We start from the raw sequence: 26,334 nt of genomic DNA, 5'->3' as shown, positions 1-26,334 counted from the left end.
TAAAACTTGCAATTAAATATCCGCTGCGTATTATCTCTATAATAATCTTAAATGCAAACTTAAATGGGGTCTGGTTTTCTGGGAGTAGTTCCAATGCGCGCATCATTTCTGGGATGCCCCGTCGACTTCCTGACAATGGCTGAAACCGTCGAATTGGCGCGCGGGGCCATGCGCAGCCGTCAGCGGTTGCAACATGTGGCGCTGAACGTCGCCAAATTCGTCAATATGCGATCCGATCCCGTGCTTGCGGCCGATGTCGCCAACAGCGATGTCGTTGGCATCGACGGCATGGGAATTCTCTGGGGCGCCCGAGCGCTCGGGCTTCCGGCGACGTCGCGGGTCGCGGGCGTGGATCTCCTTGCCGAGTTGCTTGCGGTATGTGCGCACGAGGGCTTCAAGCCCTATTTCCTGGGAGCCACTCCCGTCGTACTACAACAAGCTGTGCAAGTGGCGCGCGGGAGGTATCCTTCACTTGCCTTTGCGGGCTGGCACGACGGCTACTTCAAACCCGAGCAAGAGAATGACGTCGTCCGGGACATCCAATCCAGCGCGGCTGATTGTCTTTTCATCGGCATGCCGACACCCCGGAAAGAGCGCTTTCTCGCCGCCCATCGCGATGATCTCGGCGTACCCTTCATCATGGGCGTGGGTGGTGCGTTCGATGTTCTAGCAGGCATTGTTCGGCGCGCGCCGGTACAGATGCAGCGGCTCGGGCTCGAATGGCTGTACCGCATCTATCAGGAGCCTGGACGGATGTGGTGGCGATACGCCACGACGAACACGCTGTTTGCAGGCGTCTTGGCGCAGGCCCTCATCAAGCAGGCCCTTCGGTATCGGCTTGGTGCGCCCGGCGTCGTTCCGCCGGGTCCCAGCCGGATCGGAGGGTAAGGCGTGCGCAAGCATTTTTTTATCCTTCTGGGAACCCGGCCGGAAGCAATCAAGCTTTTTCCAGTCATTAATCTGCTCAAGGCTGAGAGGAGCAAGGACATTTCCGTGACGATCTGTGCGACCGCACAGCACCGGCAACTGCTTGATCAGGTCCTCAAGCTGGCAAAAGTGGTCCCGGATTTCGATCTAAACGTCATGACGACCAATCAGACGCTGGATCATCTGACCGCGCGGCTGCTCGGACAAATTGGCGAGCTCCTAGAAAAGTTGAAGCCCACCAGGGTCATTGTCCAAGGCGACACGGCGACGGCAATGACGGGCGCACTGGCATCCTATTATCACCGCATACCGCTCTCCCACATCGAGGCCGGACTGCGCAGCGGTGATATCTTCGCTCCGTGGCCGGAGGAGGTGAACCGCAAGATCGTCGGCTCGATCGCCGATCAACATTTTGCTCCAACAGAGCGCGCAGCATGCGCGTTGCGTTCTGAAAACGTCGCGGATAACCGCATTCACGTTACCGGAAACACGGTGGTAGATGCTCTCATCCTCGCGAAAGCCATGGTCGACTCCGATCCGGGACTGTCGTGCCGCTGGGATGGCATCAAGAAGCGTCACGGCAATCGGCGCATCATCCTGGTGACCTGCCATCGCAGGGAAAATTTCGGCGGAGGCGTCCTCAACATCGCTAACGCGTTGGAGACTATCCTGCGCAGGGAGGACGTTGCCGTCGTGCTCCCCGTGCATCCGAATCCGAATGTCCGTGACCTGTTTGCGTCTCGGTTTTCGGACCACCCGCGGGTCGTGCTTACTTCTCCCCAGGAATACACTGATTTTGTAAGCCTGCTCTCGCTATCTTATCTGGTCCTGACAGACTCAGGCGGCGTACAGGAGGAGGCACCGACTTTTGGAAAGCCGGTCCTGGTGATGCGCGAGACAACCGAGCGTCCTGAGGGGGTGGAAGCGGGAACGGCACGCCTGGTCGGTACGAACTACGAGCGGATCGTTGCTGAGACATTTCGCCTGCTCGACGATGACGAGACCTATGCTGCCATGTCGCGTTCGCACAATCCGTTCGGTGACGGGCACGCGAGCGAGCGGATCGTGAAGGTCCTTCTCGATGCATGAATTCCAAAAAATCAATGTCCTGGGACTTGGCTATATCGGTCTGCCGACCGCAGCGCTTATTGCGAGCCGAGGTTTTCAGGTGGTTGGCATCGACACCAATGAGCGCATCGTCGACACCGTTGCGTCTGGCAAAATTCATATCGCCGAGCCCGATCTGGACGGTCTCGTCTCGAAGGTCGTGTCGAGTGGCACGCTCACCACGTCCAAAACGCCGCAGCCGGCCGACGTTTTCATCATCGCAGTGCCGACGCCCATCGATCGCGAGAACCGTCCGGACCTGTCGAGCGTGAATGCGGCCGTCGACAATATCATAGATCTCCTCGCGCCAGGCAATCTTGTTATTCTCGAATCGACATCGCCGATCGGAACCACCGAAGCCATCGCGAAGCGGATCGTTGAACGCAGGCCAGAGCTGCACATAGGGATCAACGGCAAGGAGGATGGCGCGATTTACGTGGCCTATTGTCCCGAACGCGTGTTGCCGGGACGGATTTTGACCGAGCTTATCAACAATGACAGGTGCATCGGCGGGATTACGCCAACCTGCACGCGGCGTGCTCAACGGTTCTACAAAATGTTCGTTCGCGGTGCTTGCGTCGGCACAACGGCGCGGGCGGCCGAGCTGGTCAAGCTGACGGAGAATGCCTTCCGCGATACCAACATAGCATTTGCTAATGAACTCTCGCTGATCTGCGACAGGTTCGACATCAACGTCTGGGAGGTGATTGACATCGCCAACCGTCACCCTCGCGTAAACGTATTGCGGCCCGGGCCAGGTGTTGGCGGGCACTGTATTGCGGTAGACCCCTGGTTCATCATTGATTCCGCGCCGGATCTCGCCCGTGTGATGCGAACAAGTCGGGAAGTGAACAATGCCAAGACACAGAAGATCATCGAGCGCGCAGAGGCGCTGATCGACGATCATCCCTACGCAAACATTGCTTGTTGCGGATTGACCTTCAAGGCCAATGTCGACGACCTGCGTGAAAGCCCGGCCATGGAAATAGCTACGCATCTCGCTGCGAAATACGGCGAGCGGATCAAAGTTGTCGAGCCGAACTTGCGCCGTCTGCCACCTCAGCTGGCGGATCATCGTGTTGCATTCGTGAGTATCGAGGAAGCCCTGCGCAGTTGCGAAATCGCGCTTCTCCTCGTCGATCATGATGAATTCAAGATGGTGCCGCTGGCAGAGCGGCGGCACCTCGACGTCATCGATACGCGAGGCATATGGCAGGATATGCCGGCGCGGACATAGCGCATACAGTCGTAACTCCCGAATGGGTCGAGGTTAGCATGCGAGATAGCCAGCTGGGAATCGGCGTCGTTGGATACGGCTATTGGGGCCCCAATCTCGTTCGTAATTTCTCGATCAATCCCGCCACCCGCGTTGTCAGCGTGAGCGACCTTGATCCAGCTAGACTCGGCGCCATGGGGCAGGTCTACCCCGGGGTCACAACGACCACTCGCTATGATGATTTGCTGAAGGATAGCTCTATTGATGCAATCGCCATCGCTACGCCGGTGCACACACATTACGAGCTGGCAATTGCGGCGTTGAAGGCTGGCAAGCACGTGTTGGTCGAGAAGCCCCTAGCGCCGAGCGCCGAGCTGGTGACCCGCTTGATCGACGAAGCGGACCGGCGCGGGTTGACGCTGATGGTCGATCACACCTTTCTCTATACGCCAGCGGTGCAGAAGATTCGTGAGCTCTTGCTGAAGAATGAGCTTGGAGACATCTACTATTACGATAGTACACGCTCGAGTCTCGGACTCTTTCAAAAAGATGTAAATGTGATCTGGGATCTGGCGGTGCACGATATCTCGATCATCCATCATATCTTCAATGAGGAGCCGGTCGCGGTTTCGGCAACGGGGTCCTGCCACGTAGCCGGTTCGCCGGAAAACATGGCCCACATCACATTGTTCTTTGCCAACGCGTGTGTGGCCCATGTCAGCGTCAACTGGCTCTCGCCTGTCAAGGTGCGCCAGACGTTCATCGGCGGAAGCAAGAAGATGATCGTTTACGACGATCTCGAGCCAACCGAAAAGGTCAAGGTCTATGATAAGGGAATTACGCTCGATACGCCTCCGGAGGATGCGCATCAATTTCGGATTGGATATCGTGCCGGCGACATGTGGGCTCCGCATATCTCGCCAAAGGAGGCACTACAAACGGAAGTCGAGCATTTTGTCGACTGCGTGCGTACCGGCGGGCAGCCGATTTCGAGCGGCATGTCTGGGCTGCGCGTAATCGAGGTGCTGGAAGCGGCATCGTTTTCGATCGCAAAACAGGGGGCGCCGGTGCTCCTGAGGGAGCCTTACGGGGTTCAGCAACGCGCCAGGGCAACAGCTTGACGTGCGGGAAATCTAGCTGATCTGATAGTCTGGCAGAAGACCCGATGGACCAGGTGCAACGTTCGATCTTGTTCTCCGCGCTCGATCGTTACGGCACCCTTGTGCTGCTCTTTGTCGCAACCGCGGTGCTTGCCCGTTTGTTGTCGCCGGAAGAATTTGGCATCTATGCGGTCGTGACCGCGGTCACGTCGATCATTGCGGCCTGCTTCCAGGAGTTCGCAGGTGCAAGCTATTTGATCCAGAAGCGAGATCTGTCGCGCGCGAGTGTGCAGACCACGTTCACAATCACCCTCGCAATCTCGGCAGTCACCGCTTTGGTCCTGTTCACGTTTGCGCGGTTTGTCGCTCGTATGTTCGAGCTGGACAGCTTGCGTCAAGGCATCGAAGTTTCCGCGATCAATCTACTCCTATTGCCGTTTTCTGGGACTATTGCCGCTTTGTTCCGTCGTGAGATGCAGTTTGGAACACTGGCAATCTGCAACCTTGCCTCCGGTGCAGCAGCCGCGATCGTTTCGACCGGTCTCGCAATGGCCCACTTCAGCTACATGGCGCCGGTGTGGGGAGGCGTTGCCGGCAACGCGGTGCTGGCCCTGATGCTGCTGATTTGGCGGAGAGATCTCGACGCGATGCGGCCGTCGCTGGTCGACTGGCGGGAGATCGTCGGCTTCGGCCTCTATTCAGGAGCTGTTAGCGTTGTCAATGTGTTCTATGGCCTCGCGCCGCAGCTGTTCCTGGCAAGAATCCTCGATTTTGCCTCGGTCGGCCTCTACAGCCGAGCAACCGCATCGACACAGATCTTTGACAAGTTGGTCACGCAAGTCTTGAGTCCGGTCGTCATGCCTGCGGTTGTTGCGCGAAGCAACGCCGGAGGTGATCTCAAGGCCGTCTATCTTGCTGCTATTCGGTTGCTCTCGGTTGTGCAGTGGCCGTTCTTGATTTCGATTGCGATCATGGCCCGGCCAATCATTGTGATCTGGCTCGGCCCGGCGTGGCTGGAGATCGTCCCGCTTGTACAATTACTGTGTATTGCCAACCTCGCCCTTTTCGCGGCCTGCCTGACTTACCCTGTGTTTGTCGCGGTAGGAAGGGTGCAAGATGCACTGATCTCGTCGCTGGTTTCGCTGCCGCCGTCGCTCCTCGTCATCTTCGTCGCCTCGTTCTTCGGCGTGCACGCCGTCGCAGCGTCTGCGCTCCTGACATTGCCCTTCCAGGCTGCGGTCGCGGTGCATTTTCTAGGACGCCATCTCCGCCTTCGGCCGAGCGAATTTGCGCGTAGCCTGCAGATGAGTGCAACCGTAACGGCCCTCGTAGCTTCGGCAGTATCCATGTGCGCGACGCTGACCGAGGCGGAAGGCCTTTCGCCTCTTGTTGGATTGTTACTAACGTTCTCTGTTGCTGTGCTGTGTTGGTGGCTGGGACTAATGATGACGGGGCACCCGCTGTTGCAGCATCTTCATCATGCACTAATGGGTCTTGCGCGTATGGTACCGGCGCGGTGGCCCTCGCGTACGGCGCTCTAGCGGATCGCATAGCTTGGAGATCGAAGATGCCTATTGCGCAAGACGTCGTGCTCGGTCGCAATGTCCGTATCCTGCATCCAGACCTGGTGAACCTGTATGGTTGCGCCATTGGTGACGAGAGCAGGATCGGAACCTTCGTCGAAATCCAGGCGGGGGCGAAGGTCGGTGCACGTTGCAAGATATCGTCGCACAGCTTCATCTGCGAGGGAGTCACGATCGAGGATGAAGTGTTCGTCGGTCATGGCGTAATGTTCACGAACGACAAACACCCGAAGGCAACGACGGCGGATGGTCGTCCTCAGCAAGCGTCGGACTGGACGCTGCAGCGCACTCGCGTCGGTAGGGGAGCTTCGATCGGCTCGAACTCCACGATTCTGTGCGGAGTGACGATTGGAGAGGGGGCCTCCATAGGTGCGGGTGCGGTGGTGACGAGAGACGTTCCGCCTGGGGCTGTCGTCGCGGGAGTGCCCGCTCGGGTATTGTCTGCGGCTGAAACGGCGGTCTTGGGCGATCGCGGCTCAGCAAAGGCGCTTCGTAAACCATTTTAAATTCCCACATAAACGGTAAGATTTAAAGATTGATTAAATATAATAATGCGGGTTAAATGTATTATAATGTTGGTCCAATAGAGGACTTGAATCTTGATACCCTTCCTGGATCTGAAAGCCCAATATAGCCAGATCAAGCCGGAAATCGATGCGGCGGTCGCGAGAGTCGTCGGCAGCGGGCACTTTGTGCTCGGCCCAGAGGTCACTGCGTTTGAGGGTCGCTTCGCGGAATATTGCCGGACCGCCCATTGCCGCGCGGTGAACAGCGGAACCTCGGCACTTCATCTTGCCTTGCTGGCGGCGGGCGTCGGAACCGGTGACGAAGTCATCACGGTATCCATGACCTTCGTCGCGACAACCGCAGCGATCCTCTACAGCGGAGCCAGACCGGTGTTTGTCGACGTTGACCCGGTAACATGGACGATGCATCCCGGTTCGATCGAGGCTGCGATAACACCGCGAACGAAGGCGATCCTGCCGGTTCATCTCCACGGGCAGATGGCCGACATGGACTCCATTATGGAGATCGCGCGTCGTCACGGTCTGGTAGTCATCGAGGACGCCGCGCAGGCGCATGGCGCGGAATACCGCGGACGTCGCGCGGGCTCGATTGGCGATCTGGGATGCTTCAGCTTTTACCCCGGCAAGAATCTTGGAGCCTTTGGCGAGGGCGGGGCCGTCGTAACCGATCGGGCTGAATTGGCACGCCGCGTGTCATTGCTGCGGGATTGGGGACAGGAGACGAAATACAATCACGTCATTCCCGGATACAACTATCGCATGGACGAAATTCAGAGCGCGATACTGAACGTCAAGCTGAACTACATTGAGCGCTGGACGGAAGCTCGTCGTTCGCTCGCTGAGCGATACAATGCACTGCTGTCTGATCTTTTATGCCCGCGTCCCCAGCCGCCCCCGTACGCCCGTCACGTGTATCACGTCTATGCGGTCAGATTGCCGTGGCGCGACGAAGCGCTGACGCTATTGCGTGAAGCCGGTATCGGCGCCGGGATCCACTATCCCGTTCCGGTGCATCTGCAGACTGCCTATGCAGAACTCGGTTATCGTGCCGGTGATCTTCCCGTCACCGAGATGTTGGCGAACGATTTCCTCTCTCTTCCCATTTATCCAGAGTTGCTGCCGGAACAGGTGGTCGAGGTTGCCTCCACACTCAGGAACGCGGCACTGCGGCCCAGCGAAGTGACAAGCGACCGAGCAGAGCATCCAGAGAGTCTCGTGACAAGGTTCCACAACAGGAGAGCGTCTTGATTGATCTCAAGGGAAAACGCGTTCTGGTCACCGGCGGCGCAGGTTTCATCGGCTCCCACATCATTGATCTGCTCTGCGATGAGGGCTGCATCGAGATCGTTGCCATCGACAACATGATAAGAGGCCGGCCGGAAAATCTCGGGCGCGCGCTCGGACGTGGCCCGGTGAGAGTGGTTCATGGCGACATACGCGATCGCAAGCTGATGGAGGCGTTGCTCAAGGCTGCTGATATTGTATTTCACCAGGCGGCGCTCCGAATCACTCATTGTGCGGCCGAACCACGCCTTGCCAAGGAGGTCATGGTGGACGCCACCTACGACCTGCTGGAGTTGTGCATCAAGCACGATGTTGAGAAGATCATCGCGGCGTCGTCGGCATCCGTATACGGCATGGCAGAGGAATTTCCCACCACCGAGCGCCAGAATGCGTACAACAACCGAACTCTCTATGGAGCCGCTAAGGCCTTTAATGAGGCTTTGCTGCGTACCTTCAACGATGCGTACGGGATCGACTACGTCGCACTTCGATATTTCAACGTCTACGGCGGGCGGATGGACATCCACGGCCGGTATACCGAGGTCTTGATCCGCTGGATGGAGCGGCTGGAAGCCGGATTACCTCCGATCATTTTTGGTGACGGTCATCAAACCATGGATTTCGTCCACGTCCGCGACATCGCGCGTGCCAATATCCTTGCGGCCAGGGCAAAGATCACTGATGAGGTGTTCAACGTCGGGAGCGGCACGGAAACCAGCCTGACGGAGCTGGCTACGGTGCTTGCCTCCGTGATGGGACGCCGCGGCCTGGCACCCGAATTCGCGCCGGAACGCTCCGTTAATCCGGTGCCTCGACGGCTGGCATCAACCGGCAAAGCAGAGCGTTTGCTGGGGTTCCGCACCACGGTTTCGCTGGAACAGGGGCTCGCCGAGCTCGTGAAATGGTGGCGATCCGAACGCGAACTTGCTTCCGGCTCCCAGCGGCAGGCGGCGGCATCGTGATTCCGATCGCGGCGCCGCTGCTTGCGGATGAAGAAGCCGATGCTGCGCGCGCGGTCGTGCTGTCGGGCTGGGTGTCGCAAGGCCCGGAGGTGGCCGCGTTTGAGGGTGAGTTCGCCGCACTTGTTGGCGCGCCGCACGCCTGTGCCGTCGCCAATTGTACGACCGCACTTCAGCTTGCTTTGGCAGCGTTGGGTATCGGCACCGGCGACGAGGTGATCACGGTTAGCCACTCCTTCATTGCGACGGCGAACGTCATCCGATACCAGGGCGCCACTCCGGTTTTCATCGATATCGACCCGGAGACCTACAATTTGGATTGCGCTCGGCTGGCCGAAGCCATCACCGAGCGCACGCGTGCGATCATCGCGGTCCATCAGATGGGCATGCCGTGTGATATGGCAGCGCTCATCGCGGTGGCGCGACGCCACGGCATCGTGGTGATTGAGGACGCGGCCTGTGCCGCCGGATCGCAGATCCGGATGAACGGCGAATGGGAGCCGATCGGCAAGCCGCATGGAGACATTGCCTGCTTTTCCTTTCATCCGCGAAAGGTAATCACGACAGGCGAGGGCGGAATGCTCACCACCGCTGACGCCGAGCTTGATCGCAAGTTCAGGCTGTTGCGGCAACACGGCATGAGCGTTCCGGATATTGTGCGTCACGGGTCGCAGCGCGTCATTTTCGAGGAGTACGTCCTTCTCGGTTACAATTGTCGAATGACGGATATGCAGGCTGCGATCGGGCGCAAACAGCTCGAGCGGCTTCCGCAGCTGATCGCGCGGCGGCGCAGGCTGGCATTCCGTTACGCCGAACTGCTTGGGAATATAGAGGGGCTGCGGTTACCTTTGGAGCCGGGGTGGGCGCGATCCAACTGGCAGAGCTACTGTGTACGCTTGCCTGATCGCATCGAGCAGAGGGCGACGATGCAATCGCTGCTAGACCAGGGAATCGCCACCCGTCGGGGCATCATGTGCTCGCATCGGGAGCTGCCCTATGCCGGCGCGAATCCGGGCCACGATCTGCGACAATCTGAGCTCGCTCAGGATCACGCGATCCTGCTTCCGCTTTACGCGCAGATGCAGGATGCGGATCAGGAGCGTATCGCGAATGCGCTGAAGGATGAGCTCGCCCGCTGAATTTGCAGCCCCGATTCACGGTGAGTCAGGAATCGGGCTGCCGGGATATCCCAGCAGCCGGATTCGGCACGCTCCTGTCTGATCGCGGACCGATCGCTTTCGTTGCCGGGTGGGTGGCAGACAGCACCGCCGAGATTCGGGCTCGATCGTTGTCGTCTTCGGCGGAAGCCAGACCCATCCAACGCTGGTATTTCCGTTGGACCTTGTAGCTGGCTAGGCTGACGACGCATCGACCGGCATCTGTCAATCGTCTTCCGGTTGACATCTTGGTGCGCACCGCGTGCAGATAGGTTTGCTCTATCGTTTTCGCGGCGTGCACGAGGCTGAAGCGGTGCTCCACCAGCCGTCGGCCGAACTTCCCAAGCTCGTAACGGAGCGATGCAGAGGCGAGAGCGGTCTCGAGAGCCGATCGAAGGGCATCTGCGCCGGCGCCGCGCGAGCCGTTGCCCAATCCGTACCAGCCTTGTCGCAGGAAGGTCGGCGCACTCTCGGGCGTCAACAGCTCACTGAATCCGTCCTCGCCAACGACCACCAGCGGTTTCCCAAAAGCCATCCCACGCAGCGCCGAACCGCCTTGGCCGATAATAATATCCGCGGCTGCATAGCCGGGGCGCGGATCGGACATCTCGCCCACCAGTACTACGGCATTCCGGCCGACCAGGTAGTTGGTCCGGGCAGCGCGCTCTTCAACCGTGGGGCGCGCGGGTCCGTCGCCTATAATCAGCAGCCGCACTGGCCGACCTTCGAGCGCCATCTCGCCAACGGCATCGCACGCCGATAGCAGACCCTCCAATTTCAAGTTCGGCACCAGCCGACAGACCATCGCGATGACGACCTGGTCAGGTCCGATACCTTGAGCAACGCGAAAACTGGTGCCGTCGACCAGGGGATGATCGGATATCGTATCGACCGGAGGCTCTAGCAGGGTAACCTCCCGGTGTCCTGCTACGACCGCCGCGCGAAGGATCATCTCTGTACCTACGGTCAGAGGAATGGCGCGCGGAAGGAAGGAGGGTACGGACATGGACATGACCGTCCCCACCACAGCAGCCCGCGTCGACAGACCAACGCTCAGAAAAGCCTCGACGATAGGTGGCCATTCATGGCCGTGCACCACGTCTATCGCGCCGTCCTTTACAATGCTGCGCAGCATCTGACCGACCCGCGGCGAGGGGCGGGCTCGATGCCGTGGAATTCCGATGTGTCTAAGCCCTGCCTCTCTTACCTTGTCCAAAAGGGGGCCGGTTTCCGACGCCACGATCACGTCATGACCGAGGTCTCGAACGCCCTCGGCGAGCTGCAGGGCATTGAGTTGCGATCCTCCCAGTTCCATGGAATGCGGATAGATCAGCACCTTCATGCGGGCAGAAGCCTCCAAAGTGCTGCACAGGCTAGCGGACCAGCGGCCGTCACGAGCACCGTAATCAAATGCTGGAATAATATTTAATTTAAATCAATATAATATCGACACTGAAATGCAAATAATTTATCTTGTGGTGATCTTTCTACGATTGCGGGCCGCAGAGCTCGTGGATTGGGATTGTCGCACACAATGAACGAGCATGTCGTGGTGGACGTGGCGCGCCGGGTCAATTCCGCACACCCTCGCGTGCTGGTAGCTATCGCGAGCTACGGGAGCTCGAACGATCGCTATCTTGAGCAGATCATCAAGGAATACAGGTCGATGGCATTCGCGGTTGACGTCGTGATGCTGTCGAACATCGACAAGAGCACTGCGTTCGAAACGGAGTGTCTTGTTGGCCTGCCCACCAGCGATCCGTGGTCGCTGCCCTTTGCCCATAAGAAGCTGTTCGCGGAGCGCCGCGACCAATACGATCTCTTCATCTACTCGGAAGACGACATTTTGATCAGCGAGCGGAACGTGCGCGCGTGGCTCAACGTGACGCCGTTGCTGCCTGATAACGAGATCGCGGGTTTCATACGGGTTGAAATCGGGGACGATGGCAAACGAAGTTACCCGGATGTTCACGCTTATTTCCATTGGGATACGTCTTCGGTGCGGCGTCGAGGCGATCACGTTCTGGCGCACTTTACCAATGAGCACGCCGCCTGCTTTGTGCTAACCCGCGAACAGCTGCGCAACGCGCTGAATTCGGGTCGCTTCGATGTCCTGCCTTACGATGGGAAGTATGACCTGCCTTGTACGGCAGCGACCGATCCTTATACACAGTGCGGGCTCAAAAAATTAATCCCAGTATCGCATCTGGAGGAATTCACCGTCCACCACATGTCCAACAAATACGTGGGAAAGGTTGGAACCACGGCGGAGGAGTTTGACAGGCAGGTGGAGGCCTTGCTGCAGATCGCCCAACGGGCCTGCCCTCCTCAGTCGCTCCTCGCGAGCGAAACCAAGCTGCCGCGTGGGGTTTATTCGAAAGATTACTACGAACCTCTGGTGCAGCAGGTTGTGCAACTGATTCCCGTTACATCACGCAGCGTGCTTTCAATCGGTTGTGGTTCGGGAGCTACCGAAACTTGGCTAGTCCAGAAGGGCATCTCTGTAACGGCAATTCCCCTGGATCCGGCCATCTGTCGTGGCGCCGCGGAAAACGGTGTCGACATCATTGAAGGCGATTTCAGGGTGGCACGAGCCTGCCTTGACGGCCGCCGGTTCGACTGCATCCTCATGCTGAACGTACTTCATCTCGTTCCCAAGCCAGTTGACGTTCTGTCGGCGTTCGGCGATCTGCTCACACGGGACGCTCCGATCATCATTCAGAGTCCAAACATGGCGGGTTTGCCCACGATTTGGAGACAATTGCGCGACTGCCGCATCCAGGTGCCCCGAACGTTTCAGGCCGCGTGCGCTCATTTCAGCTACAGCGGCAGCGTCGAGAAATGGTGCAGGAAGGCCGGTTTGAGCACCGTGCGAACCGTGGGGGTGCCCCACCGGCGCGCTGCGGTATTCTATGATATTGCACCCGCCATTGCAAAGCTCGCTCTCTCTTCGGACCTGATCTGTATCGCCAGGAGAGGCCAGTGAACCAGAGGCAGCAGCGCGCCTGCTGGCGAGAGCAAAGGGCAACGCTGTTTGCAGCATCCACCCTGTCTCGCGGAGGCGTCCCAACTTGAACCGAACGCGATTGGCAGGACTCGAGGCGATCAGCACCGCGACATCCCAGGACTGGAAGGCCTCAGATCTTACATCACCGCGCGAGGCTTTGGCTGGCCGGCGGCACCAGTTCGCCGCTTGGTTCGTCCTCGCCGGCTTGATCATTCCGGCCTGGGAAGCGCAGGTCTCGATCGCGGGCGCAAAGTTTACCGCAGGGCGTTTGGCCGTGACGGTATTGGTCGGGCCCGCGCTCGTGCTTCTTACTCGGCGCGGGCGGCATGCGGTGACTTGCGATCTTCTTGCCTTCCTGACCGCTGCCTGGATGCTTCTGGCCGCAGCATCAACTGCGGGTTTTGCGGCCTTATCCTCGCCTGCAGCGGAGAGTCTGCAATTTCTCTTCAGCTATGTCGTCGCCAGGGGCTATTTTTCCTCTCCGGCTGCGCTCGACACCTTCGTGCGGGCTTTGAAGATCCTGACGGTTGCGGTTGTCCTTGTCGGGGTGGCCGAATATATGACCGGACGCTGGATCGCGCACGAAGCTGCGGCGGCGATCTTCGGTACTTCGCCCCTGGGTTCGGTAACTCGAGGCGGTTCGATCCGCGCGACTTCCACCCTTGATCATCCAATCCTGTTCGGCGTCTTCTGTGCGCTCGTCAACCCGATAATCCTGCTATCGGAACGGACGGGTCGAAAGCTCCTGCTCTCGCTGGTCTGCCTACTGGGATGCATTCTCTCGCAGTCCTCGGCCGCGCTGATGGCTTATTTTTTGGGGGTGGCAGCCTATTCGTACGACCACCTCATGCGGCGGCTTCCGGGTCGATGGGCAATCTTCTGGACAGTTCTTGCCGTCGCGATCGGCGCCCTCATGACGGTCGCGCAACACCCAATCGGCTGGTTAATCTCGCATCTCACTCTGGACCCTGAGACGGGTTACTATCGCATTCTGATCTGGGATGCGGCGTTTTACCGAATCGCGCAGAGCCCGCTGACGGGGTTCTCGTTCGAGCTGTTTGATGAAAACATCCTGGACTCGACTGTCGATTGCGTTTGGCTTGTTGAGGCGCTCCGTTTCGGCATTCCGGCGACGATGTTGTTGCTCGCGACGAATTTGACGGCGGTCTGGCCTGTCACGAGACACGTTCAGGTGAAATCTGATGATTTTCAAGAGCGGATGAACTTCGCGTTCACAATCGTCGTCCTGTTATTCTCATTCAGCGGCATCACCGTCCACTTCTGGAACTATATGTGGATTTTCTGGGGACTAGCCATTGGCATAAAGGCCTCGCTTCACGAAAGCCTTTATTACCGATGTTATGCTACCCGAGGGCCCTAGAGATCCTCAAGTGGGTTTTGGATAGGAACCACGTGAAGGTAGTGTCTGGCCCGGCCAGACCCTGTGCAAAATCACCGCGATCATCGAAATAAGGATCGTAGCCGAACCGCCTCAAGAAATCGATCAGTTCACGTATCGGGTAAGCACACATCAGTGCGGGCGCGCATTGGTGCAGGGTCTCCTGAGCGCCCTTCAGGATTTCGAGTTCGGCACCCTGCGCGTGAAGCTTGATCAGCATCGGGAACATACGGAAGGAGTCAAGGGTCCTGCATTTCACTGTATGCTCCGCGACCGTTAGCCTAGTCTCATCGAAGCGAAACATGCGGCCGCGGTCGCGTAGCCATTGCGTGGCTTCGTCCCGGCTTATCGCGGCCATGCCGTCGCAATCCCATCTTCCATATCGCGGGATAAAGAAGGTCAGCTCGCCCATGTGCTGTCCCAGCGCGTAGTCGTGAATCGTGACCCTGCGGTCGTCCTGATATCGCGAGATCAGGCGCGCGGCCGAACCGGGCTCCGGTTCGAAGGCAACAATATCGCAATCTGGTCGCAGTCGCCTGAAAGCAGCGATACTTTGTCCGCGGTTGGCGCCCACGTCAATGACCAGCCCGCCACGGTGGCCCAACCGGGAAACACCGCCGAACTCGGGTTTCGAGACGTAGCGGGCGACGAGATCTTTGACGGCGAATCTAAGCGGCGCCGCACCCGGAATGTGGGCGTAAAGGAAGCGTGCAAACGCCTTGGTACTCGCGGGCTTCAGCTCAATCGCCATGCTTGTTCACGACCCCTACGATGACCGGCTGGGGGAGTTAAAACCTACAGTGATATTTAATTTCAGTTGCGATTAAATATCTCTCGAATAGATTATATCTAATAAATAGTCACGTGACGCAAGAATTATGCGCACCGCCCAAGGGCGTCGGACTGATGAACAAGGGGTTTCTCCTATTCCTCGAGGATCTTGGCCGGCGCGCACCGGTCAGGAGGTGTCGCTATGGATATACATGCACCTCGGCTTGCATCCTTCCGCCGACCGCGCGATCTTGCAATGCAGCATTCTGGTTAGTGGTTGCGGTCCTTATGTCAGATCGCGCGCCCGGTTACATCGTCCACATTGCCACGCCAGACCGGCCTATTCTTGCGGAATGTTGCGTAGCCCCAACGCCCTTTGCCCATTCGATTGTTCGTGAAGGATACGCCGGTAATCGAGCCGCCGCTGAACTGAGCGTCCGAATAGACGGTAAAGCCGCCACCGATCAGCCGGTTATTGTCGACGACGACGTTGGAGATCGCGTTGAACCAGTTGTCGATCATGATCGCCGACGTCTGGGCGTGGCTGTTAATAATCGTGTTGTGACGGACGTTGATGTCGTGTCCGCCATCGATCTGCACCCCGTCGTAGTGTGGCGATCCAGGAGCGACAAGATCATGCACATAGTTGTCTTCGAACAGGAGAGGGGCCGTGACATTAATGCCATTTTCAACGCCATGGATATTACACCGACGGATCGTTCCGTATCCATTGATGCCGTTCGAACCCTCAGCGCCTTTCACGCCGAGCCCGTCGATCTCGCAGTCCTGGATGATTGGCGGCACACTCAAATTCTCCGCCACATTGACGACGGCGAGAACTGCAGCCGTAATCCTGCAGTGCTCGAGCGTGACCGCGCTATGGTTGATCTGGACTGCTCCTGAAATATCGAGCCCGCGAATAAGCTGTCCGTCACCGGTCGTGGTGACCGGGCCTGAGGGAGGCAGGTTCGTCGTCTCCATAACGCCCGTGCTGGTTTCGTCCGGATATTTCAGAGCAGCATTGCGCGAGTCGGCGGCGAGCGTCGCTCTCTCGGAAAAGACGCGATGGCCCACGTCTTCCCAGGGAGGGCGGACTTGATCGCGTTGAGCTCTTTGAGCATCGATCGCGGCGATCATCATGAGGAAGGAACGTCGCGAGACCAGCGCCATGGCCAAATCCTCCGCCCCACGTCCGCACGACCCTCGAGATCGGGGAATAGCCGATCGGCGTTCCATGGAAGCATCGGCGGACAGTTTTCGCAAACCAGCGTAGTTCCGCGCTTGGGCGCGGTCAATCAAGGACTAGAGGCATTCATGTGCGATTCATTGCGGTCGACGCGCGACGGACGCCCCGGCGTCGTCAGCCCCAGATGCCGGTTCGATATCGCCATCTTGATAGTTGGCTTCCGCAATTCTGAGGACATTCTAACTTGCCTGGCAGCTCTTTCCCGCATGGAATGTGAAGCAGCCTTTGACGTGTTCATCTGCGAGAATGGCGGACGAGAGGCCTACCGCGAACTCGTCGAGCGGCTGAATTGTCCGTCGTGTTTACTCGCAGAATGTGATCCTGCGGACGGACGTGTGGACGGACGTGTAGATCGGGCGGCTTCCTTCACGGAGGTGCGACGGCTGCAATTCAAGAATCGGGCTTCGAATGTTTGGGTAGGTTGCGCTGAAGAAAATCTTGGCTACGCGGGAGGGATCAACGCGTGGCTCAAGCCTCTGACGTTGATTGCCGGGTGGAAGGGAATATGGATACTTAATCCGGATGCCGAGCCGAGGCCGAATGCGCTTGCGGCCCTGATCGAGCGGGCGGAGAAAGGCCGAAAGGCCATGGTCGGGAGCACCATCCTGGAATCTGGAAGCGAGGACCTAATCCGCTTTCGGGGAGGGCTCCACTGGCAGACGCTCGCGGCGAGAGGCACGGCGGTCGGGTTGCATGACAGGATCGGAGATCCGTTCGATCTGTTTGCAATCGAGGAGGGTCTCGACGCTCCATCCGGCGCGTCGACATACGCAACACGCCAATGTGTCGAACAGATCGGCTTCATGGAAGACAGCTACTTCCTTTTCTTCGAGGATCTAGAGTGGGGCGCGCGAGCAAAGAAACTCGGTTTGGGCTACGCGAGCGATTCGATCGTGGCGCATCGGGGCGGAACGACGACTGGATCGTCCGGCACGCTGCGTGGACTATCGAAGCTGTCTGTCTATCTGGAGCATCGAAATGCGATCCATTTTGTCCGGAAACACCGCCCGTGGACACTGCCGATCCGCATCGTCCTTTCGTTGCTTTACGCGCTTCGCTTCTTAATGCACGGTGCACCTCGTAACTCCGTTGCGACCTTGGAAGGCCTATTCGCCGGTCTTTGCGGAGAGACAGGGCGGCCGGCTTGGCATCGATAACGGCGCCTAGTTGTGGTTTGCGCGCTCGGTCTCAGTCGAAAGCCGAGAGTGCGCGCGCAAACGGAGCTTGTGATCTGCATACACAAGTATAGACGAACAAACGATGGTGTTAAATGTACCGTCGCAATTTCGAGGATTGAGCTCACAGTCTTCAGCGACACGGATGTCGCCTGTCGATAAAATCAAAAGCACGCTTTTGATCGTGCCGGACGAACTGGGTTGAACTTAAAATGCACGTCCGATTAAGACTTTAGAGCTCCGCATGCGAAGTGCTAGCTCGCATCTGTTGTGTCCCGAGAGTTTTTGGGTTGATGCCTATTTAAATCGACGGAATATTAGAGGCTTAAAACGCTAATAATCAAATCGGGCGCTCATTGCAGAAAAATGACCTCGGCGAGGCCGTCGTCTCGTCCAAAAAAAGCCGCGCCGGATCAGCCATTACGTTTCGGCGAATGGGACCTACCACGCCTGAGCGCATGGGGGTGAAGGCTTCGGATTTTGCATGTCGCATTGTTCGAGGGCAATTAAACTGAATCACACAGGAGACTTTGATTTGGCGACGACAACAACTGGATGGCCGGACGCAACAAACACAGGTGTACCTGCAGGTGTAACTCTTACGCCATCGGGCGACTTGGTCATTACTCAGGCGGGGACGGTAATCTCTGGGCTTAACATTAGTGGGACGGTCTATATCAACGCTCCCAATGTGACGATCGAAAACTGCAAAATTACTGCGGCGAGTTTTGCGGTCGTGCAAATCAAGCAAGGCGTGACGGGAGCCGTCGTCCAGAACTGCGAGATCAATGGCGTCGGCAGCAATAACGACGGATCGAACGGCATCAGCGGCCAGGGCACATTCACCGGCAACAATATCTATAATGTCGAAAACGGCATTAATGTGCAGGGAAGCTCGACAATCATGGGCAACTACATCCATGACCTGAAGGCATCCGGATCGCCTCACTATGACGGCATCCAGGTCGATGGCGGCGTATCAAACGTGACCATCAGTCACAACACGGTCATCAACGACTACAGCCAAACCTCGGCGGTCATGGTGGACAATTATTTCGGCCCCATTTCGAATGTCAGCGTCAGCAACAACCTGCTCGTCGGCGGCGGCTTCACCGTCTATTCCGATGCGCAGTTCAACGGTGGCTCGATTACCGGCGTGTCCTTCACAAACAATCACATGGGATCTGGCTATTGGGGTGTCACCGATTTCAATCTGAATTCGCCGACCTATACCGGAAACGTCAATGATGGCGCGACGCTCGCGTCGGCCCTGAATACATCGGCGAACCAGGGTCCGACGACTTCACCGAGCCCCGCACCGAGCGCGCCGGTGATCGCGTCCTGGTCGCCCGACACCGGTGCGACCGGCGACGGCGTCACTGACGCCAACAAGATCTCCCTGCACGGAACGGCCGCTGCAGGCAGCACCGTAAAGGTTTACGACGGCTCGACCCAGATCGGTACGGCAACGGCCAACTCGAGCGGCAGCTGGGACTACATTACCTCAGTCCTGACTGACGCCAAGCACGCACTGACGGCGACCGCGACCAACGCGTCGGGCCAGACCGGCGTGGCGTCGGCCGCGCTGGCCGTCACGGTCGACACCAAAGCGCCGACTGCGCCGACCATTGCCAGCCATAGCGTGAACAGCGCCAATCAGGTGGTGCTGTCGGGCAATGCCGAAGTGAGCAGCGTCGTAAAGGTGTTCGACGGCACGACCCAGATCGGGACCGCGATGGCCAACAGCAGTGGCGTGTGGGGCTACACCAGCGCCGCCCTTGCGGCCGGTTCGCACAGCTTCACCGCGAAGGCAATGGACGTAGCAGGCAACACCGGCGCGGCGTCCACCGTGTTCGCGGCTAACATCGGGACTTCGACGTCCCCAACCACACCGACGTCGCCGACGCCAACTCCTGATAAAGTAATCGAGTCGGCTGGTGCGACAAGTCTCGTTGAGAGTGGCGGCAAATTTTACCTCAACGGCAGCAGCGGATCGGGCCCCTCGCTGAAGAACCACGGCGTCGACTTTGTGGACGGGTCAGATTACACCTGGGCACCGATTGGTGCGGAGAAGACGGCGACGGGCTATCTGGTTGCCTGGAAGGAGGCGAGCACCGGTCAGTACACGGCCTGGAACACCGACAACAACGGCAACTACGTTTCCCATGTCAGCGCCCTGACCGGCTCCACGTCGGGCGGCTCCGTGTCGGGTACGAACTCTGGCCTCAAATCGCTTGAGACGAGCTTCCATCAGGATCTCAACGGTGACGGGCAGATCGGTACTTCCAGTGCTTCCACACCGACGTCGCCAACGCCAACCCCTGATAAAGTAATCGAGTCGGCTGGTGCGACAAGTCTCGTTGAGAGTGGCGGCAAATTTTACCTCAACGGCAGCAGCGGATCGGGCCCCTCGCTGAAGAATCACGGCGTCGATTTTGTAGACGGGTCAGATTACACCTGGGCACCGATTGGTGCGGAGAAGACGGCGACGGGCTATCTGGTTGCCTGGAAGGAGGCGAGCACCGGTCAGTACACGGCCTGGAACACCGACAACAACGGCAACTACGTTTCCCATGTCAGCACCCTGACTGGCTCAACGTCGGGCGGCTCCGTGTCGGGTACTGACTCTGGCCTTAAATCGCTCGAGACGAGCTTCCATCAGGATCTGAACAGTGACGGGCACATCGGTACTTCCACCGCAACTGCGTCGTCCACCGTATCCGACAGCACCAGTCAGGTCGTTGCGACTTCGGGCAGTACGCTCGTCGCCTCGACCGGCAACACGACCTTGAAGGGAACGTCAGGCAATGACATCTTCGTTGGCAGCAGCCAGGCCGACACTTTCGTGTTCGGCGCGAACTTCGGCCACGACGTCATCAAGGACTTCGTTGCTCGAGGTCCTGCTCACGACACGATCGAGTTCAGCAAGACTGTGTTCGACAGTTTCGCGAGCGTTCTCTCCCACGCGGCCCAGTCGGGCGGCGACGTCGTCCTCGCGACGGGGAGCGACACGCTCACACTGAAGAACACCAAGCTGGATGCGTTGACCAGCCACGACTTCCACTTCGCGTAAGGGGCGAGTCAACCACACAGACGAGTACTCAACAACTGCCTCGGGGATCTCTTGGGGGATCTCCCGAGGCTTGTTTCAAGGGCGGGTGTCATGACTGACTCTGGACGGCGGGGGGTGATCTCCCCGCTTGTGAATTCTTATCGTATCCCACTTATGCATTTGGCAGGACTATGGTCTGTCGGACGACAGTGGGCGGATCACGCCGAACTGCGGACGCCGCGACTGACCGGCTGGGCGAAGCGCCCGGTCGAGGCCCTGCGGAAACGGATATTCGCTGGTCGATCCCGGCCGGCGGAGGACTATGACGAGCCGGATTCAGAGATGTCGGCTTTCTTACGGTCTTGCCGCCGGATTTTCTGGGCTCTCGCCGCCTTCAGCGGCATGAGCAATCTCCTTATGCTCACCGGCTCGTTTTTCATGCTGCAAGTCTATGATCGGGTGCTGCCCGGGCGCAGCATACCGACGCTAATCGCCTTGATGGTTCTTGCTACGGTTCTTTACCTGTTCCAGGGCGGGCTCGATCTCGTCAGGAGCAGGATCAGCTCCCGGGTCGGCCGGTATTTCGATGAAAGGCTCAGCATTCGCATATTCGACTCGCTTGTTCGCCTGCCTTTGAAGACCAGAGCGGACGGCGATGGCTTGCAGCCGGTGCGGGATCTCGATCAGGTCCGCAGCTTCCTGTCGAGTGGAGGGCCGACGGCGCTCTTCGATCTCCCCTGGATGCCGATCTATCTCGGCATCTGCTTCCTCTTTCACTTCTGGATTGGCGTGACTGCGCTGGCCGGCGCGCTGGTCCTAGTCGGCATTACGATACTTACGGAAACACGTACGCGAGGGCCGGCAAAGGCATCCTCGCGCCTCGCCGTCTCGCGGACCGCACTGGCGCTCGAAGGGCGGCGAAATGCCGAGGTCCTGCAGGCGATGGGCATGCGGCAACAGGCGGGCTTACGTTGGCGGGATGTCAACGCGAAGTACCTCGCGGCCCATGAGCAGGCAAGCGATGTCGCAAACGGACTCGGTGGTGCCTCCAAGCTCTTCCGGGCGATCTTGCAATCGCTGGTTCTTGCCGTGGGCGCCGTCCTCGTTATCAATCAGGAATCCACAGCCGGCATCATCATTGCGGGATCGATCCTCACCGCGCGGGCACTGGCGCCCGTCGAAATGGCCATCGCGAACTGGAAAGGATTCGTCGCCGCGCGGCAATCGGGGCAAAGGCTTGATCGCTTGCTGAAGCTTCTGCCTCGCGAGGAGGAGCGGTTGGCATTGCCTGCGCCCGTTGAAACTCTCACTGCCGAGCACCTCTATATTGGCGCCCCGAACTCGGAGAGGCCCACCGTCAGTGAAGTGTCGTTCCAGCTGCGGAGCGGGCAAGCCGTTGGAATCATCGGTCCGAGCGGGTCCGGCAAATCGACGTTGGCACGCGCGCTGGTGGGAGTGTGGCCGTGCATTCGAGGCAGGATCCGGCTCGACAACGCTTCGCTCGATCACTGGTCTTCGGACGCCCTCGGCAAGCACATCGGTTATCTGCCTCAGGACGTCGAATTGTTCGACGGCAGCATTGCAATGAACATTGCACGGTTCGATCCGCAGGCAACGGCCGCCGCAGTTCTGGAAGCTTCGCATGCCGCGGGCGCACACGATCTCATCCTCTCGCTTCCAGACGGCTACGGCACGAAGATCGGCGAAGGAGGGTTAGCGCTGTCGGCAGGGCAGCGGCAGCGTATCGGGCTCGCGCGCGCCTTTTACGGCAAGCCGTTCCTGGTCGTACTTGATGAACCCTCTTCCAATCTCGATGCCGAGGGCGAGGACGCCTTGACCGAGGCGATCTTGAACGTGCGCCGTCGGGGCGGAATTGTCGCCGTTGTTGCGCATCGACCGAAGGCGTTGGAAGGCGTGGACCATGTCTTGTGCCTCGGGGAAGGCAAGGTGCAGTCCTTCGGCAAGAGAGAGGAGGTCCTCAAGAGAGTGTTGCGAAATCCCACTCCGCTCAAGGTCGTCGCGGAAGCTCAAGGAGGTGGCCGATGAATGGCCAGGTGACGCCGGCGATGCAATCCATCCAGCGTTACATGATCGTGGGTATGATCATGTTTGGTTTGGTAACCTTTGGGGTCGGCGGCTGGGCGACAACCACCCAATTGTCGGGCGCGGTGATCGCCCAAGGCGTGGTCGTGGTGGATTCGAGCGTCAAGAAGGTTCAGCACTCCACTGGTGGGATCGTGGGAGAGTTGCGCGTGCGGGAGGGCGCGCGGGTCAATGCAGGGGATATTTTGATCCGCCTCGACGAGACGCAGACGCTCGCGAATGCCACCATCGTCACCAACAGCCTCGATGAGCTGTTCGCGCGGCAGGCTCGTCTGGAGGCCGAGCGCGATGGCGCCGAGCACGCTGTCTTTCCCAAGGTGCTGCTCGACCGGGCCAAGGAGAGCAACTCCGAGGCGAGCCGTGCGATCACTGCCGAGCGAAAGCTCTTTGAGCTGCGTCGTCAGGCGCGGGGCGGCCAAAAAGCGCAGCTGCAGGAGAAAAGCGCGCAGCTGGAAAACGAGATCAAAGGCCTTACGGGGCAGACCGAGGCCAAGCAGAAGGAGGTCGAATTTATCCGGCAGGAGCTGGAGGGCGTGCGCAGTCTCTGGCAAAAAAATCTGGTGCCGATCGCGCGGCTCAATTCTCTCGAACGTGATTCCGCTCGCCTCGAAGGCGAGCGCAGCCAGCTGGCAGGAATGATTGCTCAATCGAAAGGCAAGATCGCCGAAATCGGACTCCAGACCATTCAGATCGACCAGGACCTGCGGACGGAAGTTGGCAAGGATCTGATCGAAACGCGATCGAAGCTCTCCGAGCTGAGCGAGCGCAAGACTGCGGCCGTCGATCAATTGAACCGGGTCGATATCAGGGCACCGCAAACCGGCCGCGTCCACGAGCTGAGCGTGCACACCGTTGGAGGTGTGATCTCTCCAGGCGAGCAGATCATGCTGATCGTGCCCGATGCGGACTCGCTTGCGGTCGAGGTCAAGATCGCACCGCGCGATATCGACCAGGTCTATATGGGGCAGACCGCGACAATGCGCTTCGCGGCGTTCAACCAGAAGACCACGCCCGAAATCGACGGAGAGGTCAGCATGGTCTCGGCAGACATTACACAGGATCAGCGTGCCGGCACCAGTTACTACACGGGCCGTGTCCTGCTGAAGCCGGAAGAGCTGGCGAAACTCGGGTCGGCCAAGCTGTTGCCCGGCATGCCGGTCGAGGTCTTCATCAAGACGGCAGGTCGGACCGCGCTATCCTACCTGCTCAAGCCGCTGCACGATCAGGCAGAGCGCGCATTCAAGGAGCGCTGACTCTTCGCGAGAAGATAGCAGAGCTCGACTGCCCGAATTCGGGCCTGGCGCCCGCTCCGTGGGCGCCAGCGTTGCGATCAGCCGCTGCTGCTGGGCGGCCGGAAGGCACCGGTGACGGGCCGCGGCTGGCCGAAGAGTGCGCCTTACAAGTCGGACGGCACTGCGGTCTGGTCTGAAGCATCGACCGCGGCGTTCTGGTCATGTCGGGCCGTCGCGAGAGATGGCGAGATCGATCAACCTCCTGATCAATAGCAATAGATCGCGCGGTTTTCGACGGAAGGGGCGTAGCGGATGTCTGTCGTCCGTGGGCGAGACCACGGATCGCTCGAACGACCGTCCGCTCAGCACATCCATCCGTTTAGCGTACAGGGTCATCGCGGCCAGGAAGACAAGTTCAGCCCCCAGGATGATGAGTAGCCCATCTGGCAGATGAAACTGTCCCGATCGATTTGGGGCCGGCGAAATTAGACCAACGCTTCAAATCGTATGGGGCGATGGTTGCCCGGCTCTAAACGCGCGAAGCACGTTCCGTGGGGTGCTTGAACGGCTTTTTCAGCAGGCCATCCGAGCCGACCTAACAGTGTCTGCTGCTCATTCTCCCCCATTCTTCGTCGCCAGGATTGTGAGCGCGATCGCGCGCCTTGCAGGCGGTTGTCACGTCTATTTAATTGTTGAATTTTATTATACGCATTATATTGTATTTAATTGAGGTTTTAATATCATAATTGCGAGTAATGTTCTTGCGACAGGGCGGTCGCGCTCTGGGTTGAATCCGGGCCTCAATTGGCGTTCGCGGGGGATCGGCAGATGCAACGTATCTCGGGGCCAATCGTCACGGCAGCCGTAGCCGTCATGATCGGAGGCGTCCACTGGGCGCGTGCGGCCCCGTTGACCGTGCAGACGGCCCCGCGAGCGGCTCTTGCGCATATCGAGCTGGGACGCCCGACGCTTCCGCCCCTCACTTACACGCTGTTTTGCCTCCGCTATCAGGGCGAATGCCGGCTGCGTCGCTTCTTCCGGGGCGGGCCGATCCGGCTGACCGAGAGGCGATGGGCGGATCTGCGGGAGATCAATCGTGCGGTCAACTTGGCGATAGCGCCAGCTCGCAACGAGCTCGGTCTTGCGGGTGAGACCTGGATCATCAACCCCGCTCGCGGGGATTGCAACGACTACGCGGTGAGCAAGCGCCACGAGCTGCTTCAGCGCGGCTGGCCGGCGCGAGTGCTGTTATTGAGCGAGGTCGTTGTCGACTCCGGAGAACATCATTTGGTGCTTCTGGTGCGTACCGAGAGTGGCGATGTCGTCCTTGATAATCTCACGCCGCAGATCGTGCCGTGGTCGCGGACGCCCTATCGCTGGGTTCGCGTGCAGAGTCCGGGCCGCGATGGGCTGTGGGCGGCGGTTGGGCGGGAAGGGGCGTGAAACGCCAGCGCCGGGAGCCTTGCTTGGCAAGAACGGCCAAGAGCTACTCCTGAGTGCATTTGAGTTGCTCGAGCGAAGCAAGCCTGTCCTCAAGCGCAACGATCCGGCGGAGAAGGTCAAGGCGTGACAGCCCAAGGGTAGCTCGCGTCGATCCAATGACGAAAGCGGCAGCACATGGCCGTTCGGAACTGGCAGTGAGGACGCTGGACACGCGCAGGACGCCGTCGCCGGTCAGCACATCCACCCAACCTTCGGAGGGTGACCGGCCCACGATCCGGCCCGGCACGCGGCCGATATAAGAGGGAGCATCAAGCCGCGGCGAAGCCTTGGCGATGATAAGCCGCTGAGCGTCAAGATGGGTGAAGGCACCAGGAAAAGGCGGAGTTAATCCGCGGATCAGTCGATCAATGACGTCGGTCGGCTGTCGCCAATCAATCTCGCCATCGTCCGGCACGCGGGTGCAGCCATAGGAGGCCTGATCGATATTCTGGACGGTGCCCTGATAGCCGGCAACGACTCGCAGAACGACCCCGCCGAGCTCACGCTCCTGGATGGCGTTGAGACGATGGTACAGGCACGCGACCGTGTCGTTCGAGCCGATCGGGATCGCCTGCTGAAACAGCAGATTGCCGCCATCGAGCTCCGGGATGACAAGGTGAATGCTGATTCCGGCGGTCGTCTCGCCATTGATGATTGCCCAGTTCACGTTGGCGCGGCCGCGATAATGAGGTAGAAGCGAATAGTGCACGTTAACAAAGCGACACAATGCAAGAATTTGCGGCGGGATTATCCGATCGAAGGAAGAGATCACGACGGCAGCGGGACGCAAGTCGGCGATCGCTTTCCGAAGCTGGTTCAATTCCTGCAACTCCGTGACCAAGATGCCCTGGGCGTTCGCAAACGCCCTTAGCGCGCTGGCTTCGGGTTGGTCCGGCTTCCGGAAGACCTGGACCACGCGGCACTGCGCAGCCAACGACCGAAGGGCAGTGAAGCCTGTCGGTCCGTCCGCGAGAAGGAGGACATCGGGCTGCAGCCGCTCGGTCATG

Annotated in this window: 20 protein-coding genes; 16 read left to right on the top strand and 4 right to left on the bottom strand. The window is 59.1% G+C overall.

Annotated elements, in window-relative coordinates; translation table 11 throughout:
* Positions 1-93: 93 nt before the first annotated feature.
* From BcanWU425_RS25220 to BcanWU425_RS25180, 9 genes are all read left to right on the top strand, one after another.
* Positions 94-888: a WecB/TagA/CpsF family glycosyltransferase gene (locus BcanWU425_RS25220; protein WP_204510854.1), complete on the top strand. Its 795-nt coding sequence runs from the start codon at positions 94-96 to the stop codon at positions 886-888.
* Positions 889-891: 3 nt separating this feature from the next.
* A complete protein-coding gene (gene wecB, locus BcanWU425_RS25215) occupies positions 892-2,016 on the top strand; it encodes a non-hydrolyzing UDP-N-acetylglucosamine 2-epimerase (RefSeq protein ID WP_204510855.1) in 1,125 nt (374 codons plus the stop codon).
* On the top strand, positions 2,009-3,271 hold the full coding sequence (gene wecC / locus BcanWU425_RS25210; protein ID WP_204510856.1) for a UDP-N-acetyl-D-mannosamine dehydrogenase: 1,263 nt from the start codon (positions 2,009-2,011) through the stop codon (positions 3,269-3,271). The genes wecB and wecC overlap by 8 nt, the downstream gene beginning before the upstream one ends.
* 38 nt (positions 3,272-3,309) lie before the next feature.
* On the top strand, positions 3,310-4,371 hold the full coding sequence (locus BcanWU425_RS25205) for a Gfo/Idh/MocA family protein (RefSeq protein WP_204510857.1): 1,062 nt from the start codon (positions 3,310-3,312) through the stop codon (positions 4,369-4,371).
* Positions 4,372-4,415: 44 nt separating this feature from the next.
* On the top strand, positions 4,416-5,891 hold the full coding sequence (locus BcanWU425_RS25200) for an oligosaccharide flippase family protein (protein ID WP_204510858.1): 1,476 nt from the start codon (positions 4,416-4,418) through the stop codon (positions 5,889-5,891).
* 26 nt (positions 5,892-5,917) lie between these two features.
* A complete protein-coding gene (locus BcanWU425_RS25195; protein ID WP_204510859.1) occupies positions 5,918-6,439 on the top strand; it encodes an acyltransferase in 522 nt (173 codons plus the stop codon).
* A gap of 93 nt (positions 6,440-6,532) precedes the next feature.
* Positions 6,533-7,708, top strand: a complete 1,176-nt coding sequence (locus BcanWU425_RS25190) for a DegT/DnrJ/EryC1/StrS family aminotransferase (protein WP_204510860.1) — start codon at positions 6,533-6,535, stop codon at positions 7,706-7,708.
* The gene (locus tag BcanWU425_RS25185) at positions 7,705-8,706 is read left to right on the top strand and encodes an NAD-dependent epimerase/dehydratase family protein (protein ID WP_204510861.1); all 1,002 of its coding nucleotides are present in this window, start codon (positions 7,705-7,707) and stop codon (positions 8,704-8,706) included. Before BcanWU425_RS25190 ends, BcanWU425_RS25185 begins: the two co-directional genes overlap by 4 nt.
* Positions 8,646-9,842, top strand: a complete 1,197-nt coding sequence (locus BcanWU425_RS25180; protein WP_204510862.1) for a DegT/DnrJ/EryC1/StrS family aminotransferase — start codon at positions 8,646-8,648, stop codon at positions 9,840-9,842. The genes BcanWU425_RS25185 and BcanWU425_RS25180 overlap by 61 nt, the downstream gene beginning before the upstream one ends.
* Positions 9,843-9,867: 25 nt before the next feature.
* Here BcanWU425_RS25180 and BcanWU425_RS25175 read toward each other — a convergent pair whose 3' ends face one another.
* Positions 9,868-11,202, bottom strand: a complete 1,335-nt coding sequence (locus BcanWU425_RS25175; protein ID WP_204510863.1) for a glycosyltransferase family 4 protein — start codon at positions 11,200-11,202, stop codon at positions 9,868-9,870.
* Between the two features lie 192 nt (positions 11,203-11,394).
* Between BcanWU425_RS25175 and BcanWU425_RS25170 the strand changes: the two genes are divergently transcribed.
* Complete coding sequence (locus tag BcanWU425_RS25170; RefSeq protein WP_204510864.1) at positions 11,395-12,846, top strand: class I SAM-dependent methyltransferase; 1,452 nt, start codon at positions 11,395-11,397, stop codon at positions 12,844-12,846.
* A 100-nt stretch (positions 12,847-12,946) separates the two neighbouring features.
* A complete protein-coding gene (locus tag BcanWU425_RS25165) occupies positions 12,947-14,248 on the top strand; it encodes an O-antigen ligase family protein (RefSeq protein WP_204510865.1) in 1,302 nt (433 codons plus the stop codon).
* On the opposite strand, the gene BcanWU425_RS25160 is transcribed toward BcanWU425_RS25165, so the two are convergent.
* Positions 14,232-15,017: an FkbM family methyltransferase gene (locus BcanWU425_RS25160; protein ID WP_204510866.1), complete on the bottom strand. Its 786-nt coding sequence runs from the start codon at positions 15,015-15,017 to the stop codon at positions 14,232-14,234. The two genes, BcanWU425_RS25165 and BcanWU425_RS25160, sit on opposite strands and share 17 nt — an antisense overlap.
* A gap of 311 nt (positions 15,018-15,328) precedes the next feature.
* Positions 15,329-16,207 carry a right-handed parallel beta-helix repeat-containing protein gene (locus tag BcanWU425_RS25155; protein ID WP_204510867.1) on the bottom strand — a complete coding sequence of 293 codons (879 nt, stop codon included), beginning with the start codon at positions 16,205-16,207 and terminating at the stop codon, positions 15,329-15,331.
* A gap of 144 nt (positions 16,208-16,351) precedes the next feature.
* Between BcanWU425_RS25155 and BcanWU425_RS25150 the strand changes: the two genes are divergently transcribed.
* From BcanWU425_RS25150 to BcanWU425_RS25130, 5 genes are all read left to right on the top strand, one after another.
* Positions 16,352-17,440, top strand: a complete 1,089-nt coding sequence (locus tag BcanWU425_RS25150) for a glycosyltransferase family 2 protein (protein ID WP_204510868.1) — start codon at positions 16,352-16,354, stop codon at positions 17,438-17,440.
* A gap of 709 nt (positions 17,441-18,149) precedes the next feature.
* The gene (locus BcanWU425_RS25145) at positions 18,150-20,531 is read left to right on the top strand and encodes an Ig-like domain-containing protein (protein ID WP_231188647.1); all 2,382 of its coding nucleotides are present in this window, start codon (positions 18,150-18,152) and stop codon (positions 20,529-20,531) included.
* A gap of 321 nt (positions 20,532-20,852) precedes the next feature.
* Complete coding sequence (locus BcanWU425_RS25140; RefSeq protein WP_204510869.1) at positions 20,853-22,556, top strand: type I secretion system permease/ATPase; 1,704 nt, start codon at positions 20,853-20,855, stop codon at positions 22,554-22,556.
* Positions 22,553-23,866 carry an HlyD family type I secretion periplasmic adaptor subunit gene (locus BcanWU425_RS25135; protein ID WP_204510870.1) on the top strand — a complete coding sequence of 438 codons (1,314 nt, stop codon included), beginning with the start codon at positions 22,553-22,555 and terminating at the stop codon, positions 23,864-23,866. Before BcanWU425_RS25140 ends, BcanWU425_RS25135 begins: the two co-directional genes overlap by 4 nt.
* A gap of 807 nt (positions 23,867-24,673) precedes the next feature.
* On the top strand, positions 24,674-25,288 hold the full coding sequence (locus tag BcanWU425_RS25130; protein WP_204510871.1) for a transglutaminase-like cysteine peptidase: 615 nt from the start codon (positions 24,674-24,676) through the stop codon (positions 25,286-25,288).
* Between the two features lie 43 nt (positions 25,289-25,331).
* On the opposite strand, the gene BcanWU425_RS25125 is transcribed toward BcanWU425_RS25130, so the two are convergent.
* Positions 25,332-26,333 carry a methionyl-tRNA formyltransferase gene (locus BcanWU425_RS25125; RefSeq protein WP_204510872.1) on the bottom strand — a complete coding sequence of 334 codons (1,002 nt, stop codon included), beginning with the start codon at positions 26,331-26,333 and terminating at the stop codon, positions 25,332-25,334.
* Position 26,334: the final 1 nt, after the last annotated feature.

The organism is Bradyrhizobium sp. WU425 (assembly GCF_021052305.1).
Lineage (GTDB): Bacteria > Pseudomonadota > Alphaproteobacteria > Rhizobiales > Xanthobacteraceae > Bradyrhizobium > Bradyrhizobium canariense_D.
The sequence above is the reverse complement of the archived record's forward strand: the minus strand, read 5'-3'. Positions and strand labels throughout refer to the sequence as shown.

Excerpts from the sequence above, each read along its gene's own strand:
- BcanWU425_RS25175 (WP_204510863.1), bottom strand. The coding sequence starts at position 11,202 with ATGAAGGTGCTGATCTATCCGCATTCCATGGAACTGGGAGGATCGCAA.
- BcanWU425_RS25135 (WP_204510870.1), top strand. The coding sequence starts at position 22,553 with ATGAATGGCCAGGTGACGCCGGCGATGCAATCCATCCAGCGTTACATG.
- BcanWU425_RS25200 (WP_204510858.1), top strand. The coding sequence starts at position 4,416 with ATGGACCAGGTGCAACGTTCGATCTTGTTCTCCGCGCTCGATCGTTAC.
- BcanWU425_RS25130 (WP_204510871.1), top strand. The coding sequence starts at position 24,674 with ATGCAACGTATCTCGGGGCCAATCGTCACGGCAGCCGTAGCCGTCATG.
- BcanWU425_RS25155 (WP_204510867.1), bottom strand. The coding sequence starts at position 16,207 with ATGGCGCTGGTCTCGCGACGTTCCTTCCTCATGATGATCGCCGCGATC.
- BcanWU425_RS25205 (WP_204510857.1), top strand. The coding sequence starts at position 3,310 with ATGCGAGATAGCCAGCTGGGAATCGGCGTCGTTGGATACGGCTATTGG.
- BcanWU425_RS25195 (WP_204510859.1), top strand. The coding sequence starts at position 5,918 with ATGCCTATTGCGCAAGACGTCGTGCTCGGTCGCAATGTCCGTATCCTG.
- BcanWU425_RS25180 (WP_204510862.1), top strand. The coding sequence starts at position 8,646 with ATGGTGGCGATCCGAACGCGAACTTGCTTCCGGCTCCCAGCGGCAGGC.
- BcanWU425_RS25160 (WP_204510866.1), bottom strand. The coding sequence starts at position 15,017 with ATGGCGATTGAGCTGAAGCCCGCGAGTACCAAGGCGTTTGCACGCTTC.
- BcanWU425_RS25170 (WP_204510864.1), top strand. The coding sequence starts at position 11,395 with ATGAACGAGCATGTCGTGGTGGACGTGGCGCGCCGGGTCAATTCCGCA.
- BcanWU425_RS25140 (WP_204510869.1), top strand. The coding sequence starts at position 20,853 with ATGTCGGCTTTCTTACGGTCTTGCCGCCGGATTTTCTGGGCTCTCGCC.
- wecC (WP_204510856.1), top strand. The coding sequence starts at position 2,009 with ATGCATGAATTCCAAAAAATCAATGTCCTGGGACTTGGCTATATCGGT.
- BcanWU425_RS25220 (WP_204510854.1), top strand. The coding sequence starts at position 94 with ATGCGCGCATCATTTCTGGGATGCCCCGTCGACTTCCTGACAATGGCT.
- BcanWU425_RS25125 (WP_204510872.1), bottom strand. The coding sequence starts at position 26,333 with ATGACCGAGCGGCTGCAGCCCGATGTCCTCCTTCTCGCGGACGGACCG.
- BcanWU425_RS25150 (WP_204510868.1), top strand. The coding sequence starts at position 16,352 with ATGTGCGATTCATTGCGGTCGACGCGCGACGGACGCCCCGGCGTCGTC.